Raw genomic sequence first — 17,184 nt, forward strand, 5'->3', positions numbered from 1 at the left:
ACGATAATTAGAAATGCGTGCATTCGTATTAATTTGTATTACTGTATTGATTTTATCAGCATGTGGACAAAAAGGACCGCTTTATTTACCGGCGTCTAAATCACCACAAAAGCCAAATACGATGACAAAGTGAGTTGGAAAATGACCATCCGATTTACCAAAATGCATGGCTTAGGCAATGATTTCATTGTTATTGATGCCATCCGTCAATCCGTCAATTTGCCGCCAGCAACCATTGCAGAACTTGCCCGACGCGATACAGGGATTGGGTTTGATCAATGTTTGATTGTTGAGCCTGCTAAAGACGAGCTGGCAGACTTTTTTTATCGCATTTTTAATGCCAACGGGCAAGAGGTAGGGCAATGCGGAAATGGGGCGCGTTGTCTTGCACGCTTTCTCGCTCATTATAAATTAACCGCTAAAAAACTTATATCGGTAGCCACTTGTACGACCAAAATGCAGCTACAAATTAATGAAGATGAATCCGTTACCGTAGACATGGGAGTTCCTGAGCTTACTCCGCAAAAAATTCCATTCAATGCGACAAATTATTCTGCAAGTTATCAATTACCTTTAAAAGATGGCTCTTTTCATGCGATACATGCTCTTAGTGTGGGCAATCCTCATGCGGTAAGTGTGGTCGAAAATCTTGATAGCGTGAATGTGATAACGCTTGGCAAGGAAATTAGTGAGCATGTCTTGTTCCCCCAACAAACGAATGCAGGATTTATGCAAATTGTTAATCATCATCAACTGCGTTTGCGCGTTTATGAGCGAGGATGTGGGGAAACACGAGCCTGTGGTAGCGGTGCTGTTGCAGCTGCAGCTGTTGGCCGACTTTACTATAATTTGGCTTCCACCATTGAAGTTGCTCTTCCTGGAGGAGAGTTAATTGTTGAATGGCCAGACATCCATCAATCCATCTACTTGAGAGGCCCTGCCAGTTTTGTCTATGAAGGGGTATTGATGGCATGAGAATAGTAATTCTTGGTGCAGGGCAAGTGGGTGGTACTCTCGCACGAAATCTTGCTCGCGAAGACAATGACATCACCTTGGTAGACTTGAATGAAGAGCGCTTGCGCGAGCTTCAACATCGGCTTGATATTCGTACGGTACACGGTTCTGCAGCTCATCCTAAGATTTTGATTGAAGCAGGTATTGAACAGGCAGACATGTTGATCGCGGTAACTAATAGCGATGAAATTAATATGATGGGCTGCCAGATTGCTTACAGCCTATTTCGGACACCCACCAAAATAGCGCGTATCCGTTCTCGCGATTATTACGATTACCCACAGCTATTTTGTAATGATCATGTTCCCGTTGATGTTTGCATTAGTCCAGAAAAACTTGTTACAGAGCATATTGAAAATTTAATTATTTATCCCGGTGTCACTCAAATTCTTGAATTTGCTGAAGGCCAGGCTCTATTGGCAACCATCAAACCACAACCCGGTGGTCTTATGGTAGGCAAAACCATTCAACAACTTTATGAGCATCTACATCCCATTGAAGCCAGAGTCGTTGCTATTTTTCGTGATAAAAATGCCATTGCGCCTGATGAAAATTGCCGGATTGGCATTGGAGATGATGTACTTTTTATCGCCTCACCTCCCGCTATTCAACAAGTCTTAATCGCTTTGGGCCGTTATACTCACCCTAATCGCCGCATTATGATTGCCGGAGGTGGGCACATTGGTTCTAAACTTGCGCAAACCCTGGAAAATAACTACCGCATCAAAGTGATTGATCGTAATTTATCCCGTGCCAGTGAACTAGCCTCCCAACTGCATAAGGGAACTGTTCTGCAGGGAGATATTGCTGATAGAGATTTGTTGTTAAATGAGAACATTGAGTTCACTGATGTATTTTGTGCCGTTACCAACGATGATGAGGCGAATATTATGTCCTGCCTGCAGGCTAAGCGCCTTGGGGCCCGTCATGCTATTGCGCTAGTCAACCGTAATGCGTATGTCGAATTAATTGAAGACAGTAATATTGATCATGCAATTTCTCCTCAATTGATCACTATTGGCAGCATTTTAACGAAATTGCGACGTGGCAATATGGTAAAAGTCTATCGCTTACAAAACGATGAGGCAGAAGCCATTGAATTGATAACCCATGGTGATCGCCTAACCTCTCAAGTTGTAGGGCGTACTCTTGCGGAAATTGGACTTCCTCCAGGAAGTTTTATTGCCGCAGTGATGCGAGAAGAAAAATTAATTATGCCACACGCACAACTTGTACTGGAATCAGGTGACCATGTGATACTGTTGTTACTCAAAAGACGGTATGTGCGACAAATTGAATCACTTTTCCAAGTCAGCTTGACGTTTATGGGTTAGCCATGCAAATCAAAACAATTCTGCGTTTGTTAGGCCTGCTTTTGATGATGTTTAGCGTGAGCATGCTGACGCCACTCATTATTAACCTTATTTTTCATGAACAATTTTGGTTGCCTTTTGTCGCTGCTTTTTGCTGTACGTTTACTACAGGTGCGGTATTTTGGTTCAGCTTTAAGAAAGAACATCAAGAGCTTAAAATTCGGGATGGCTTTTTACTCGTTGTACTCTTCTGGTTTGTTCTTTGTTTGTACGCATCCTTACCCTTTATCTTTGCTATCAAACATCATAATCACAGCATGACGGATGCACTGTTTGAATCGGTTGCCGGTTTTACAACAACTGGAGCAAGCATTATCCGTCATGTGGAAGGCTTACCTCATGCGGTATTATTTTATCGCCAACAGTTGCAATTTTTGGGTGGCATGGGAATCGTGGTGTTAGCTGTAGCCATTCTGCCCATGCTTGGTGTAGGTGGCATGCAGTTATTTAGAGCAGAAACGCCTGGTCCAATGAAAGACAGCAAGTTAACCCCACGTATTGCTCAAACAGCAAAAGCACTCTGGTCTTTATACCTGCTATTAACATTCATGTGTTGGCTTAGCTATTGGATTGCCGGAATGGATTGGTTTGATGCATTAGGTGAGAGTTTTGCTACGGTATCAACCGGCGGATTTTCCATGCATGACACAAGCTTTGCCTACTATCAAAATGATTGGATTGAATTAATAGCCTGTTTTTTTATGTTACTGGGAGCAACCAATTTTGCCCTTCATTTCCTTGCCTTAAAAAAAAGAACATTCTCACCGTATTGGTATGATGAAGAATTTCGCTTTTACCTTCTTTTTTTGTTTGGTGCCAGTTTACTCATTAGCATAAGCCTGGTGGTTTATGGTTTTTTTGAAGCGAATCCTCATGCTTTGATAAAAAGCTTATTTAATGTCATTTCTCTGGCGACTACCACAGGTTTTGTCTCTGCTCCTTTTAGCACCTGGCCTACCTATGTACCGGTTTTTATTATGTTATTGGCTATTGTTGGTGGTTGTGCAGGCTCTACCAGTGGAGGTGTAAAGGTCATTCGTGCACTTTTAATTTATAAACAAAGTAAACGAGAAATGATTCGCTTACTGCATCCTCACGCTCTAATTCCCGTTAAATTTGGCAAACATAGCTTACCAGAACCCATTTTGGAATCGATGTGGGGTTTTATTTCCGTGTTTATTGCTCTTTTCTTAAGTCTAATGATTTTATTAATGGCATTGGGTAATGATTTTATTACCTCTTTCTCTGCAGTTACGGCAACCCTTGCTAATGCAGGCGCAGGACTTGGAGCGGTCAGTGATAATTTCGCCGATCTTAATCAATTGAGTAAATGGCTATTAATTTTCGCAATGCTCGCTGGTCGATTGGAAATATTTTCTCTGCTTATTCTATTTTCACCTCATTTTTGGCAAAAATAACACAGATATTGAATTTTTTTTTCAAGTCGTTATGCTGGATCTAACTAAGGATTGGAATCTTTACGTCTTCACCTTTTTCTAAAGAGAAGTTACCGCTATTCAAGTCTAACTGGGAGTTGGCTATGGGTAATCACTTTGTGACATCATTTCTCTCCACTATTGATCTTGCCACAGCACGAAAACTGTTTATAGAAGAGCAACCAGAATCAGCTACATTAAATTTCATCATTGACAAACTTATTGAACAGCAAGCCAATGAGAATCTTGCAATCATGCTAGCGCTGATTGATGAGTATGAAATTATTCGCTATCTTGAATTAAAAGTTAAAATTCTCCTGCATCTCTTAATTGAAGCGTTAACTAGTTCCTGCGACACGAAAATTGCAGAACTGTTTAAAAAATTGGAATCACTTCTCTCTGATAATCAAACCTATTGGCACCCTATTATTTCACGTCTTATTACCTGGATCGAAAATCATCAACGAAGCAATGACCTTTTACTTCTGCTGCAACATCTCCCTCCCAGGCAGTTGGAGCGCTTATATAGCCGTTTATTGGAAACAGCCGATAGTAATCCTCCATGGCTATCAACTCTGGTAACCTATATTGTTGCCAATCGTCTTTCTGGCAATTTGAATAAAGAACTGCATCGCCACTTTGCCAAACTTGCAAGTTATGTCCTGCTGTCACCTACTTCTCATGACAACATTCATACGTTGTCGTTGGCACTCACAACGGAACAGTTGGTTAATATTATTTTTCAACTACGAGCAATTGCTGCAACGTACTCTTCCGAAACTCGAGAAAAACAACATCAACGTTTTAACGAACGCCGTCAAATTTATTTATCCAAATATGATGCACTAGCCACTGCTTTAACTGTTCGTGCTACCAACTCACAGGCTGAGTATGAGCAGTTGATTTACAACAATAGTGAACTTGCCAACATTGTGATGGTGAAGCGACTTAAAGGACAAATAGCTCCCAATCGTCAAAAAGAATTAGTCATGGAGTTATTAACCCATAGCAGTAAATATGATTTAAAGGATCCTTTGCTCAAAGCAGCTGCAATAGATGCTTTTTTGGCCGTTTTTGTCAAATTAAATCAGTCTGATTTAATTCAGTGCTTTAAAAAATATTATACCCTGTATGCCGATAAAAATTTAGCGGAAATCATTCGCTTTCTTGATCTTTTTTCTCATAAAACACAGGACATAAGCAAAATTTTAAGCTGTATCCATGAAATTGATGATGAAGATAGAACCATTACGATTAATTTTATTACCACCAGCAAAGCGGCGAAATATGACCTCATGGAAGGGTGTTTATATCGACTTAATGAGAAGCAATTGATTAATCTTTGTGGTCACGTGGTGGCCTTACGTCAAATTACTCGCAATGACAGTGAATTACTATCAGTTTACTATAACGTTTTAGCAAAAAAAATTAGTTCCTCTTCTTCTCCGCTCCAACATTTTTCAGAGCTGGCACACACTATCAAATTACTGCCGGAAAACGTTGTTAATGAATCAATTAGTAATATTCTCCTCTTTTTTAAAAATAACAGTGTCCTTCGTTATCAATGGTTAAGCGTTTTATTTGCCGCAGATTTTAATAAGACAACACTCCTGGCGCCTTGCTATGAATTGTTTAAACAGATTAAGTTATCAGAGCAGCTAACCTTACTTAAACATTTTTCCAGTGGAGAACTATTAAATTTTTATTTATACATGCTGCGTAATAACGCGGCTACCGAAGACTTTCATTGCCTGATTGAACTATTAAAGGAAACAGATAGACAACCTTTGTTATTATATTTGCTTTTAAACACACCACTCCATCAAGCTTTTCTTGATAAATTAATGGCCTTTATCGATGATAAAAATTTAATTACGCTTATCGAACAACTCATTGATAAAGTTAAGGAAGACAATGATTATAGGACAACACTTGGTGAGCTGTTAAAACACTTCTGTCAGCGGCTACAAGTAACCCGAGATGAAAATTCTTCTTTACATCAGTGGGTAGACGAAAGTCAGCACTGCCAGGCACTGGCTTTTCATTTACTGGAAAATCCCGTTTGTTTTTACAGTCTATCGTCACGTTCAACAATCTTGCAAGAGCTTACTCCTACGGTTTTACAAAGCTATTTAGGTAATCATGCTGCCGCTGATTTAAAATTAAGAATCAATCGTATTTTAAATGTGATTAAGTTAAATCCAGAAACTGCGGAAAACATTGCGCTGAATTTATTGAGTCACTTTCAAAATACACCCAAGAAATTACAAACACTCTTTGCAAATCTAGAAACAGCTCAACTCAGTCTGAATAGCCATGGTAAGCAAAATTACCACTATTTAAAGCAGGCTTGCTGGCATTTGTTAAACCCGAAAACTAACAGCTACGACGATACGCGATGCACTACCCTTTTAACAACACAACTTGGTCTTGCACACTGTTTTGATCCCATTTTAGCAAGACTTGCTGCTGATATCAGTCAAAGTGATGATGCTCATCTTAGTGCTCAATATTTAATACAAATAGAAGCGGCGGCAATAGAACAAATAGCTCCTGCATCGCTAGCAATGATTTTGACGAAATCAACCCAGGAAAACACTTTAACCAATTGGCAGAAAGTTGCAAATTACTTAAACAATCGAAATCTGGAAGAAAATTTGGTTTTAGTAAAAACGCTGATCGCTCATCTACAAAAAAGTACCCATCCAGTTTTGCTTAAGCTTGCCTTGCAATTTATTACGCAACTGGAACGTTTTGAAAAATTTCTCACTCAATTAGGTGAAGATGAACTGCGATGGTTTTTGCGAGAATGCAGCAACACAGAGTTCAGCAAACAGTTACCTTTTTGGTTTAATTTGTTGCTCGATTACTCTGCTTTTGAGCGGTTAAATTATGCTTCATTACTTATTTTACTGCCACAAGAACAACACTGTCTTGAACTTATTTATCAACATGAAAATTTAAAACCTCATTTACCTACTCTGTTTACTCAATTAGCTTTTCTAAATGCCAAGCCTGTTCATTTTATAACAATCTTTAATGAGCTGAGTAAAGCATCCTCTCAGCAGAAACGTGACTTTATTACAAAAGCACAACCTCTCATTCATGCTCATACCATAGAACCTTCGGCTTTATTTGTAATTAATATGCTGTTGTTAACACTGGATGATTTACAAATAAATTCTCACGTCGACATGAACTTAGTGTTGCAACATCTAAAATTGATTACACTATTGACTAAAAATCAGCAAGAAAATCATCATTCAGAAGGCTTTTCCCATGAATTACAGCAATTAACTTTAAATACCCTCTGCTACCTTTTCGCTCAAAATTCACGTTGGGCAAATCAATTATTGGTTAGTGAAGAATTTAGTCAGATGGCTTTGACTTGGCTAAATCAAATGGATACAAAAAATGTTGAACGTCACCCTCTTACCAGACTGCTACTGGATAATGCAAGTTTGCATTTCCATCCCCTGCTAACCTCCGATCATCGTTTTCAAGCATTTATCAAGCAGCTTTTAGTAACCCCGCCTGCGTCAATGAATGAGGATCAATTTGCACTTCTTTTGGAGAAATTAACAGCAGAAAATCGAACAGAACTCTCCTTTAAATTACTGCAACAACCTACCTTGGGCGATGTGCAATGGTCTTCTTTAATGATATTAGCCCATGCACTACCAGTGACAACACTCTATGCTATTTATACACAAAGCAAAACGCGGTTTGTTTTTGTCGATCTATTAGCCAGACATCATGCAGGCATGGCTCTTCTTAGCGACTCTCAACGAAATAAGCTTATTGCTGAAATTATGTCTGGAAAACAAGTGTTACGTATTTTGGACAGTTACAGTCCTGTTGCCACAAAAATAGCCTTCGTGGATGCTATTTTCAGCTATCTGGAAGCAACCAATACTTCTCTCTCCCATTGGCTTGAAGCTATGAATGTAGATATACAAACCTTTGCCGCATTTTCCAATTATACTACCAGTAAAAAAAACAAACAAAAACTATTAGAAGTTATTAAGAAAAGTAACTATTACGGGGACGGACTTAATGGATATTTACAACATCCTTCCCTGGACATGTCCTTAGAGACAAATGGGTTTTTGTTTAAGCTATTTACTCAAATTGCCTTAAATCCCTGGAAAGGTTGGCAATGTCAATTTCAACATTTGCAGAAATTAACCCCCGATACTTTAAAAGAAATCGTTCAAAACCAATTCGAGTTATTTGAACAAATTGATCAACTCAATCTATTTTTTGAACCGCTAAGCTTAAGTGAGGAAGTCGCACCTCATATGTTGGTGAGCGCACGCTGGGTGCAGTGTTTACCCTTAATAAATAGTATCTTAACCAGTATTGCCGTGTTTTACAGTAACGCAGAGCTCAGGAATATTCTTATACCTACCGCACTCTATCAACAAATTATTTTGCCTCTTTTGCAGGAGTCTCTTCCTCCTTCCGAAATTTCCTTCGACTCGCTCTACGATTTACTGATAGATTATGCACAAACAGTTAAAGCAAGCCTACCTGCTCACGAACAGATAATTAAGGGTTATCTTCTTCAATATCAACATCATTTACAAGCCATTGAAAATTACTCTTTTCCGAAACTGATTCAACTGTTTAGACCCAACTCCCATTTTTGCCAAATTAAAAATGGGCAAATTAAAGTGCTCCATGAACCCGAAATTGAACTATTAAGCAATGCCGGACAGCATCATAAAGAGTGGCTTGAATTTAAAAAATTTTCACCTTCAATGCAATTGGTTAATTTATTAACTGCTTTATTACAGGTTCCAAACGTACTAGACGATAAGGGATTCAGGCAGTGGCTCTTGGTGCACTGCTTTTTTTCACCCCTGGCAGAACATTTAGACGACAATTTGCTGAAGCAATTAATCAATAATTTTCCCATTAAGGAATTTGAGCATGACCTTTCAGTAATCCATCAGCGAATTCAGCGCATGAGGCTCGCCTGTCAGCTCTTGAAGAAGCTTGACACTACACGCTCCCTGTCTGAACTTGTTACAGGCTTATATACTCAATCTGTTGAAAATTTAACCCTCGTCTTGCATACCACTAAATTTGCGCATTTGTCTTATTTATCCCAACTTATATTGATGGTGTTACAGGCAAAAAAAAGCAACTTGTCCTGGCAGCAACTTCAGGTCTTATTGCTACCCCTCAAATGGAGTCATCAGCTGGATGTAGAATGGTTTTATCTGGAAATTTCAAAACTTAATGATTTGGAGTACAAATTAATTGAGCGTTGCCGACAATTGGTAATTTCAGGATTAAGCGCGAATAATGATGAAAAGGATTCGGCACGCCTGACTGTTCTTTCGCGTTCATTTATTATTGATAATATGGTCAGTCTAACCAGGATTTTTAATTCTTATCAGGCGGTATTTTCTTCCAAAGAAGATAACATTCCTGCCAATAAATTACTCCGTTTGCTAGAAAATTTACACCCATCTCCAGAAAAGATCGCTATTTTGTTGAAAAATTTGCACACTGCCGTGTTAACAGCCGTCATTAATTTTGCGCTAGAGGATCCTACAACTAATGAAGAATTGTTAATTAAAATTATGGATGCAGGTTTTGGAGAGCTCTGCGAAACGCTCATGATTAATCAGCTTGAGAAAGCATTTAATCGTGTAAGAGGTAAAGAGGAGACTGCTTTTCTTGCCAGTCTCTCTTTAGAAGAATTTGCCGCGCTAAATCCCGAAGAATGGGGCAAAATCCTTATTATACAGCGTCTTTATTTTAATAGAGTACCGCTGCCTGAATTAGCTGCCTTAAGTTCTGGCAAAGAGAAGAGAGAATATCAACGATTTTGCGCCGATGCTTCTCTTTATCAGTGTCTGCTCCATCTGCAGCAGCAAATTATACACGCTGGGCTTGCAGAAAATGAAAATTTAGTAATCAGGGCAAAAAAAAATCTTACTGCTTGTTTTAATTTTTTAAACCTTAACTCCAGAGCAATTATCTATTACTCCATCATGGAAAAATTTCACCGGGAAATTAATACACAGCAACCAGCACTTTATTTCCATTGGTTATGTTTACTTTCCTTTTTTACTGAAGACAGCAGCATTTTAATTTCCTCTTTTTTAGATTGGCTACATCAGACTGCGGAATCTGACTTAGCTCACCAACCTTACCTGGAAAAGTTATTAATGCATCTCTTACAGCAAGGTTTATTAACTACCTTGTGTAAACGCTTGAGGCAGTCGGAAGGAATTACAGGCGCAAAAGCAAATTGGCTTTATGCGCATCTAACTACTCAATCTGACACAACGTCTTTAATTTCAGATATAGTGCTTGGATTTTCCTGGGATTGGCTCAAAGAACACATTAAAAACTCAACCACTGAATCCATCGCATTGCTCGACGGTATATTGCAGCAGGAAAACCACCTTAAAGCCATCACTGCCAATACCAACATGAAATTAACACTAATTGCTGTTTTGGAGAAATGTCAATTTGCGGCCAGTGATTTACTTCACTTACAAAAAAATAATGGCAATACAGTCATTAAAGCACTTATTGGAGCTCATTTGTTGGGACGCAAAGACTATATAGACCAATTGCAAGGTGAAACATTTATTTCGCAATTAACCGATGTAGGAAAAATTATTCGTCCACGCCTTAACCCCCTTATTCAGGATCTTCATCTTGCAGAACTTCCACAAGAAGTCATCAAACAACTGCATCCTGAAGCGGCAGCAACCTTATTATGTTCAATTAAAAAGTTTCATCAACTGGATCAATCCTATGTTGAACCTCTCCTGCGCACCCTGGGAGAGCATACGGAAACGTTCATTCAATACTGGCTTACTTATTTTGCCACCATGCCCAATGGGGAAACACCGCTAGTCGCCATGATGAATGCTTTTCCAACAAAAATAACAGCTGCGCTGGCAAATCTGTCCGAAAATAAAAAAAGTTCTATTCTTTCTTTGTTAATTCAACACCTTGATCAACTTAATGGAACACTTATTAAAAATTTAATTGCTCTAGGTGAGGAATCTCACCTTAATTATGCAGCTCATCTTTATCTCTACAAAAGACAGATAAACGAGATATCGATTCAATTTATTCAGGAGTTAACGGATAAGCTGCTTGAAAAAAAAGCCACTTTCTCTTCGCAAACCATTCAATTACTTATGCGGCTTAGTGAAGAAGCAAGCTTTAGTAGCTTGCGAGGAAAATTAGGCAAAGCAACCAGCGATTATTTACGCAGTAGCGCTTTGTTCGCCGATTGTTCCATCTTTTATGATGAAGGCCAATTGAATATAAAACGCATGCAAAAGTTAGTTCCTCTGCAACCTCATGAAAAAACGGAGGAAACACCACACAGTTTTTTTCAAGCCTTTACAAAAACGTTTAAAACCATGTTTATTGCGCAGGAATCTTCTGCGTTATCGTTGAATGAGTTAGCTGTCAACCCATTAATCGATGCAGTAATGAAAGACAATGATAAGCTATCTTCTTTTGATTATTTTCTCATTCACTATCATGGAAAATTGGAACCACTTGAACGTTGTTTTAATGACTATCTAGATTATTTGGTTGAAAGTACTTCTCCGACAAAAAGTAAGCGACTGCATACAGTAGCATGGCTTCTAACCCGCTCGGAAATGAATGGACGTATTAAAGAAATGCTATTTAATTCTCTTCTCGCTCGTCCGCAATTGTTGGATAGCCAAATAAGCGCAGGACTATTACTCTTTAATTGTCAACAAGCCATTCATCATTTTGGTATCAAGGGGGATTATCAAACCGTTATTAATCTATGTGCATGGGGTTTGCCGTTTTTGGAAACTGGTTCAGACCATGAAAAAATGACAAAACGTGCCATGAAAGAAGCTGAATTTGAATCCTCGATTCACACCGTTACAGGATTTCTTGCTCCACTTCGCGTATGGATTAAGCGTAGCTTGTTTTATGGTTGGGAAACCTGGCTTGAGCCTAAAAAGCCACAATATGTTTTACTGAATAACAGGAGTCATCAAGAAAAATCCTCTTCGATGACCGCGTTACAAAAGTTACAAACGAATAAACTGGTTAAAGAGAGCATCACCGAAGATAATTGTGTGCGCGAAAGCTTGGACATGCTTCTTTCTCGTCTCGACAATACTGCCACTATTCCTGCACTCACTACCTTAATCAATGCTCTCAACATTTTTGACTGGCAAAAAACCACTCCCTCAGAAATGCAAACACGAAAAGCAGTGGATGATTTATTTGAGTCTTTATGGCAACGCGCAACATGGGATCACAGTTTGGCAAACTGGCTTTCCCCACATCTTGAGCCCTTCATTAGTAATCGCCAACGATTAATTGGTCTTTACCTCCAAGAGAATCAACAGGAGTTAATCGCTTTATTAGCAAAAGCAGTGGCAGGTCCGGGACAGTTTCAAGAGTTAGCAACCCTGCTACTAGAAACCGATGAACCGAAGCTCACTACAGCAAACAAGCAAACTACTCCTTTGCCAGAAGCAAATACTCCTTCTTTATTAGACAAAGTGACCCAGGGCTTTTCTGCCCTCTCGTCCCACTTTTGGACACCCGTTAGTAATACTGTGCAGACCTATACAGCATCAGCGTCATCCTATTGGCGCACCAATCTATTTAAACGATAACAGCGTCGTCGATGTCTTAACATAGCCACAACTTTTCTTCCCCCTTGAAATTTTAAAATTTGCCACCATGCCTATGATTATAAGATAACCAACAAGGAGAACCGTTATGAATCTTACGAGACGTGATTATTATCCACTTAGAGATTTCTCTAATCTTCTGGAGAGTTTCTTTAAAGGGCAATCAGAGGATTCTTCCTTTATTGACACCAGTACCTGGGCACCTGCTGTTGACATTAAAGAGGAAAACGATCGCTTCCTTGTGCTAGCCGATATTCCAGGAGTAAAAAAAGAAGATATTCATATTTCTCTAGAAAAGAATATCTTAACAATCCAGGGCGAACGCCATTTTGAAAAAAAAGAGGATAAGGATAACTATTCCAGAGTAGAACGCATGCAAGGTCAATTTTATCGTCGCTTTAGTTTACCCGAAACAGCAGATGAATCTAAAATAAAAGCAAAATGCAAAAATGGTGTATTGGAAATTACTATTCCTAAAAAAGAAGTTGCTCCAGAAAAACGCATTGAAGTTACAGTAGAATAAAATTAAGAGGGGCAAATTTTCCCCTCTTAATTATCTGTAAACTAAAACAATTATCCAAAATAAGCCCTGTAAAGCAAATAGATTCCAACAAGCAGATAAATTACTGCCGCAATTAACAAATAGGATGGATTTGCCAGCCACCACTGCCCCATTCTTAATAAAGACTCAGGTATGACTAATCTTAAAATTCCACTAATAAGCACTAACCAACCAATAATAGTAACAATTACTGGCCAGCCGAGTACCCAGACGTTATGACTTAGAACCAACAGTAAGCCCAGAATAACAGTGACGATAGCAATAAAAAATAACAGCGCTCGTTGTGCCAAGATATCGCCCATCACCGTTCTTAATTGTTCCTGGCGAAACAAGACATAAAGACTTACTATTACTAAATACCATCCAATTACCTTGGCCAAAAAAATCGTGATTTCCATGATTTTCTCCCGAAAGCTATTCCTATTTTAAGTATAGAAAAGGATGAGGCTCAACTGGAATATTAACCTATATATAAGGCATAAAGTTATTCTGTAGTGGTGATTTTCTTAATGTGGTTTCTTTTTGCGATTGAAATAACGAGTAGCCGGCTGTAGTGGCTGAAGTATTTTTTACGCTTACTCTATAAGAATGATGTTTGCTCAGAACCTCCATTGCCGCCTGATTAGCTACATTCCTCGCCATGGTAAGTGCATCATCGTAAGCTATATTTCTCAATTTAGGATTGGCACCTGCTTGCAATAATTCTTCAAACAGTGCGGCATTGTGACGCGTGTGAGGCGATAAGCAAGCAAGCATTAAAGGCGTATAGCCGTCTTTATTTTTAGCATCAACCTGCACACCAGGACAAGCAAGTAAGATTTTTACCAAATCCAGATAACCATAATCACAAGCGATACCAAGGGGTGTTGCCCCATCACCACGACAAGACTTATTGATCGCAAATCCACGTGCTTTGATTAATAATTTTAATACCCTTTCATGATGATAATAAATGGCATAAAAGACAGCTTGGCTAATTTGTTCCATACTGAGGCGATTCAAACCATTATGCAGTTGCAAAATTTGCCGTACTGTTTTTTCTTCGCCATTCTGCGCACTAATCGCTAAAAAACCGACTTGTCGGCTATTTTTATAGCTTATCTGTCTGCGAAAAACAGGGTAAATGTCATCTAATCGTTGGAGACGTCTTTTTAACTCATGAGAAGGGTTAGCAGCGATGAAATCGGTGTGAAAAATAAGCTGTCTACTATCACTGAAGCTTATACTTAGTTGGATAACAAGTGCTTCACTACTTAGAATTAAATAAGGATAATCCTCTGACTGTGTATAAAGCTCATTAATATCAATAAATAACCACTTGCCATCCCTTTTTTTAAGGCCAACGGAATGATTTTCACTGCTTAACACCATTGGCACATTATCGTTTATTTTTAGTGATTTAAACAGCTGATTAAAGTATTCAACGCCTTCATCTTTCGTATTAAACGCCGTAGTCTTTAAAAGAAAGCGCTTTACCTCAGAATTCTGGGCCAATTTATGACGAATTAACGAAAAAATGGCATCAATATGAGTTTGGTTAAGCCGTTGTGCATAAATGTCGTCGTAATCCTCAGGACTTTGCGCAAGACAAATTGCTTCAAAAAGAGACTTAATCTCTAATAATTGATTTTCGTGCCCGTTTATTCTTTCTTTATTTTTGATTTTAAAATTAACGAGTTCTATTTTATTCCCAAGGGATTGTTTATGTTTTCTAATCAAATTTAATCGTTCATAAAAACATTCCTCTATTCCCAACGCTGCATCCTGAGCCCAAGTTAAGGTAAAACCGAAGCAAACACCTTCGTCAGGAGCATAATTAAAATGCTCGAGTAATGTAAGGATATCCCTGTGTTTTAACTGTTTTTGATTGCTAAAAAATGATTTAAAAATAGAGTCAGTAGGTATGATAAGGCGCTTTGTAGCTACAATTGTCGCAACCAACAATAAAAAATAAACGAAGTAAATCATCGTACTTGCCTCCACTTGCTCCTAAAAAAATCAAAACACAAGTTGAGGCTGAAAGTAAATAATAAATAAAACCAGGCATCTATTGAGTTAAACTATTCCTATGCGTTTCTCCTGGTAACTGTAAGGATTCATCTATCTCCCTAAATAAAGAATACAATCGCCTGGGTTCATCTCTGTCTCTACGTCTAATCAAACCTCTTGTTACGCTCCCATCTTTCGCCCGAGAGATTTCAGCTAACTTGTTTTGAAAACGTTCAGCCCATGGCTTTAGGAAGAAATTATAAAGGGTGGGTGTATATTCTGGTCTCGTTTTAGTAATTGTGATTTCAAAATAGTTTAAAAACAATTTAATCTGCTCTGGCGAATATTTCTTCATAAGTTGCACTCGGGTTTGACAAGGCAATGCCTCCAGTAAATCACGGATTACAGAGTCATTAAAAAATTTTTCTGGTGAAAGCATCATTTTTGGCAATCCCATCAGTTTGGCTACTAATAAGGGTTGTTCTGCGTGTTTTGTTAACTGCATTGCAATTTCCTGCAATTGTTGCGGTGATACTTTTCTGCTTGCCTGTTTTAAGAGAAGCTGTGTTATTTTTACTGGCTTTAGCCGAGCCACCATAGAGGAAGGATTTAATGAATACCCTTCATGCTCAAGATTAACAGAATCTAATCTCATATTGGCTATTATTGTAAACAAACCAACAAAAACTATATTATCAATCAATAAGCTTAAATAAGGATTGGTACTGTTTTGGAGTGCTAAATCCATCGAAAAACGAGCACCAGCCACTAACAAGGGTAAACTATTAATTTTTAATCGATTCAAACGGCGTACTGCCTGCCCATCCAAAGCGCTCTCCACCAGAGCATAGCTTGAGCTTAAGTTTAACAAAGTGTGAAGTAGATGGGCTTCTGGAAAAAACGCAATTAGGATTTCTTCAATAAAATGCTCTCCAAGTAAGTATTTTATTCTCATAGATTCATCTTCAAACGATTCAGAGAAGGGAAGTTCTGATAACCGAATATCCGCGCGCATCATATTTATTAAGTACTTTGTTCTAATAGATCCACTCTCAACCGGTTCAGAAGAGGAGTCTTCGTCCAAGAGGCCCTGCTTCACTAGATAAGGGATAGCCATAAGAAGCGCTGATAGCCGAATACCCCCGCGCATAACATTCCTGAGAATATAGGATATAAACATTACATTGATGCTGGCAGCTGCTACTCCTATTGCAGCACTCTCAATATATGCCTCGGAAATTTCCTCTTGATAGTCATTGAGCATTTCTTGCAGAGTTTCATTAATTTCAAACGCCATAATAGCAGGCAAGAAATCAGCCAGAGCCGTTTCAACTAATGGGATAGTAATGTTTGCAGTACCCTCATTGGCCCACAACGCACTAACTGACTCAAAACCCGCTTTTGTAAAATGACGGATATTCGCACCAAATCGAGCTATATAATCAAACATAGAGCATCCAAAACAATTATAAAGATCAAATTTTGAGCGAATAATAACGAATCCATCGTTTCATGTATATAAGATTTACAGAGTAACTGCGAATCAATGACTGTAACCTTCGCAATTACCCGGCATGAATGGTGCGTTTTAGAAAATTAAACGGACAATGGTTTCGCGTTAGCTTGAGAGTCACTGCCCTCAACAAGTCTTGAAACCACGCTTGTACCGCTTCGAGTTGTTAAATGGGCAACACTATAGGGCAGGGAAATCAGACTAAGAAAGGCACTGCAAGGCAGAAGAATAGCAGCAACTGTAGCAATTACCCCGCAAAAACTGCCGATATCCCATGCCTCGCGAGCAAGGGAAGATTGCCCCACTACTTTGGAAGCTCCCGCGGTCAAATAAGCACCAGCACAAATTAGAGTCGCCAGTGCGGCAACCGTGCCAGCCAGTGCTGTCGCTAATGCAAAAGCAAAGGGAGCATACAGTGGGGCCCCCACACTTAAAACAATATCCTTTGCACTTCTGTAAGGAGTAAAAAAACCAGGAACATATTGAGTATAAAAGGTTTTTCCTTCACTCCAAACTACATTTACCAATTGAAACAGGAAGCTCTCATTAGCCATAATTATATCCTTATAAAGATAGCACACGCTCATTTAAGAAAAGCACTGCGAAACTTTTCCCTACACCTCAT

At 38.8% G+C, this 17,184-nt stretch carries 10 protein-coding genes; 6 read left to right on the forward strand and 4 right to left on the reverse strand.

Going from position 1 to position 17,184, the window contains the following annotated elements:
- Positions 1 to 13: 13 nt before the first annotated feature.
- The 6 genes from lptM (at position 14) to clem_RS13010 (ending at position 13,018) form a co-directional block, all read left to right on the forward strand.
- Positions 14 to 133, forward strand: a complete 120-nt coding sequence (gene lptM / locus clem_RS12985; RefSeq protein WP_094091938.1) for an LPS translocon maturation chaperone LptM — start codon at positions 14 to 16, stop codon at positions 131 to 133.
- Positions 134 to 141: 8 nt separating this feature from the next.
- On the forward strand, positions 142 to 975 hold the full coding sequence (dapF, locus tag clem_RS12990) for a diaminopimelate epimerase (RefSeq protein ID WP_094091939.1): 834 nt from the start codon (positions 142 to 144) through the stop codon (positions 973 to 975).
- The gene (gene trkA, locus clem_RS12995) at positions 972 to 2,348 is read left to right on the forward strand and encodes a Trk system potassium transporter TrkA (RefSeq protein WP_094091940.1); all 1,377 of its coding nucleotides are present in this window, start codon (positions 972 to 974) and stop codon (positions 2,346 to 2,348) included. The genes dapF and trkA overlap by 4 nt, the downstream gene beginning before the upstream one ends.
- 2 nt (positions 2,349 to 2,350) lie before the next feature.
- Positions 2,351 to 3,805: a TrkH family potassium uptake protein gene (locus clem_RS13000; RefSeq protein ID WP_094091941.1), complete on the forward strand. Its 1,455-nt coding sequence runs from the start codon at positions 2,351 to 2,353 to the stop codon at positions 3,803 to 3,805.
- Positions 3,806 to 3,927: 122 nt separating this feature from the next.
- On the forward strand, positions 3,928 to 12,477 hold the full coding sequence (locus clem_RS13005) for a hypothetical protein (protein WP_094091942.1): 8,550 nt from the start codon (positions 3,928 to 3,930) through the stop codon (positions 12,475 to 12,477).
- A gap of 106 nt (positions 12,478 to 12,583) precedes the next feature.
- Positions 12,584 to 13,018, forward strand: a complete 435-nt coding sequence (locus clem_RS13010) for an Hsp20/alpha crystallin family protein (RefSeq protein ID WP_094091943.1) — start codon at positions 12,584 to 12,586, stop codon at positions 13,016 to 13,018.
- A gap of 50 nt (positions 13,019 to 13,068) precedes the next feature.
- On the opposite strand, the gene clem_RS13015 is transcribed toward clem_RS13010, so the two are convergent.
- The 4 genes from clem_RS13015 to clem_RS13030 all read right to left on the reverse strand — a co-directional run bounded on the left by clem_RS13015 (position 13,069) and on the right by clem_RS13030 (position 17,113).
- Entirely contained in the window at positions 13,069 to 13,455 is a 387-nt protein-coding gene (locus clem_RS13015) for a hypothetical protein (RefSeq protein ID WP_094091944.1), read from the reverse strand.
- A gap of 67 nt (positions 13,456 to 13,522) precedes the next feature.
- Positions 13,523 to 15,025: a Dot/Icm T4SS effector AnkG/AnkZ/LegA7 gene (ankG, locus tag clem_RS13020; RefSeq protein WP_094091945.1), complete on the reverse strand. Its 1,503-nt coding sequence runs from the start codon at positions 15,023 to 15,025 to the stop codon at positions 13,523 to 13,525.
- 79 nt (positions 15,026 to 15,104) lie between these two features.
- Positions 15,105 to 16,496 carry a hypothetical protein gene (locus clem_RS13025; RefSeq protein WP_094091946.1) on the reverse strand — a complete coding sequence of 464 codons (1,392 nt, stop codon included), beginning with the start codon at positions 16,494 to 16,496 and terminating at the stop codon, positions 15,105 to 15,107.
- 146 nt (positions 16,497 to 16,642) lie between these two features.
- Positions 16,643 to 17,113, reverse strand: a complete 471-nt coding sequence (locus clem_RS13030) for a hypothetical protein (protein WP_094091947.1) — start codon at positions 17,111 to 17,113, stop codon at positions 16,643 to 16,645.
- Positions 17,114 to 17,184 lie beyond the last annotated feature (71 nt).

Source organism: Legionella clemsonensis (assembly GCF_002240035.1).
GTDB classification, from domain to species: Bacteria; Pseudomonadota; Gammaproteobacteria; order Legionellales; family Legionellaceae; genus Tatlockia; species Tatlockia clemsonensis.

What these genes read in the sequence shown, in the direction of transcription:
- lptM (WP_094091938.1), top strand. Translation starts at nt 14, where the DNA reads ATGCGTGCATTCGTATTAATTTGTATTACTGTATTGATTTTATCAGCA.
- dapF (WP_094091939.1), top strand. Translation starts at nt 142, where the DNA reads ATGACCATCCGATTTACCAAAATGCATGGCTTAGGCAATGATTTCATT.
- trkA (WP_094091940.1), top strand. Translation starts at nt 972, where the DNA reads ATGAGAATAGTAATTCTTGGTGCAGGGCAAGTGGGTGGTACTCTCGCA.
- clem_RS13000 (WP_094091941.1), top strand. Translation starts at nt 2,351, where the DNA reads ATGCAAATCAAAACAATTCTGCGTTTGTTAGGCCTGCTTTTGATGATG.
- clem_RS13005 (WP_094091942.1), top strand. Translation starts at nt 3,928, where the DNA reads ATGGGTAATCACTTTGTGACATCATTTCTCTCCACTATTGATCTTGCC.
- clem_RS13010 (WP_094091943.1), top strand. Translation starts at nt 12,584, where the DNA reads ATGAATCTTACGAGACGTGATTATTATCCACTTAGAGATTTCTCTAAT.
- clem_RS13015 (WP_094091944.1), bottom strand. Translation starts at nt 13,455, where the DNA reads ATGGAAATCACGATTTTTTTGGCCAAGGTAATTGGATGGTATTTAGTA.
- ankG (WP_094091945.1), bottom strand. Translation starts at nt 15,025, where the DNA reads ATGATTTACTTCGTTTATTTTTTATTGTTGGTTGCGACAATTGTAGCT.
- clem_RS13025 (WP_094091946.1), bottom strand. Translation starts at nt 16,496, where the DNA reads ATGTTTGATTATATAGCTCGATTTGGTGCGAATATCCGTCATTTTACA.
- clem_RS13030 (WP_094091947.1), bottom strand. Translation starts at nt 17,113, where the DNA reads ATGGCTAATGAGAGCTTCCTGTTTCAATTGGTAAATGTAGTTTGGAGT.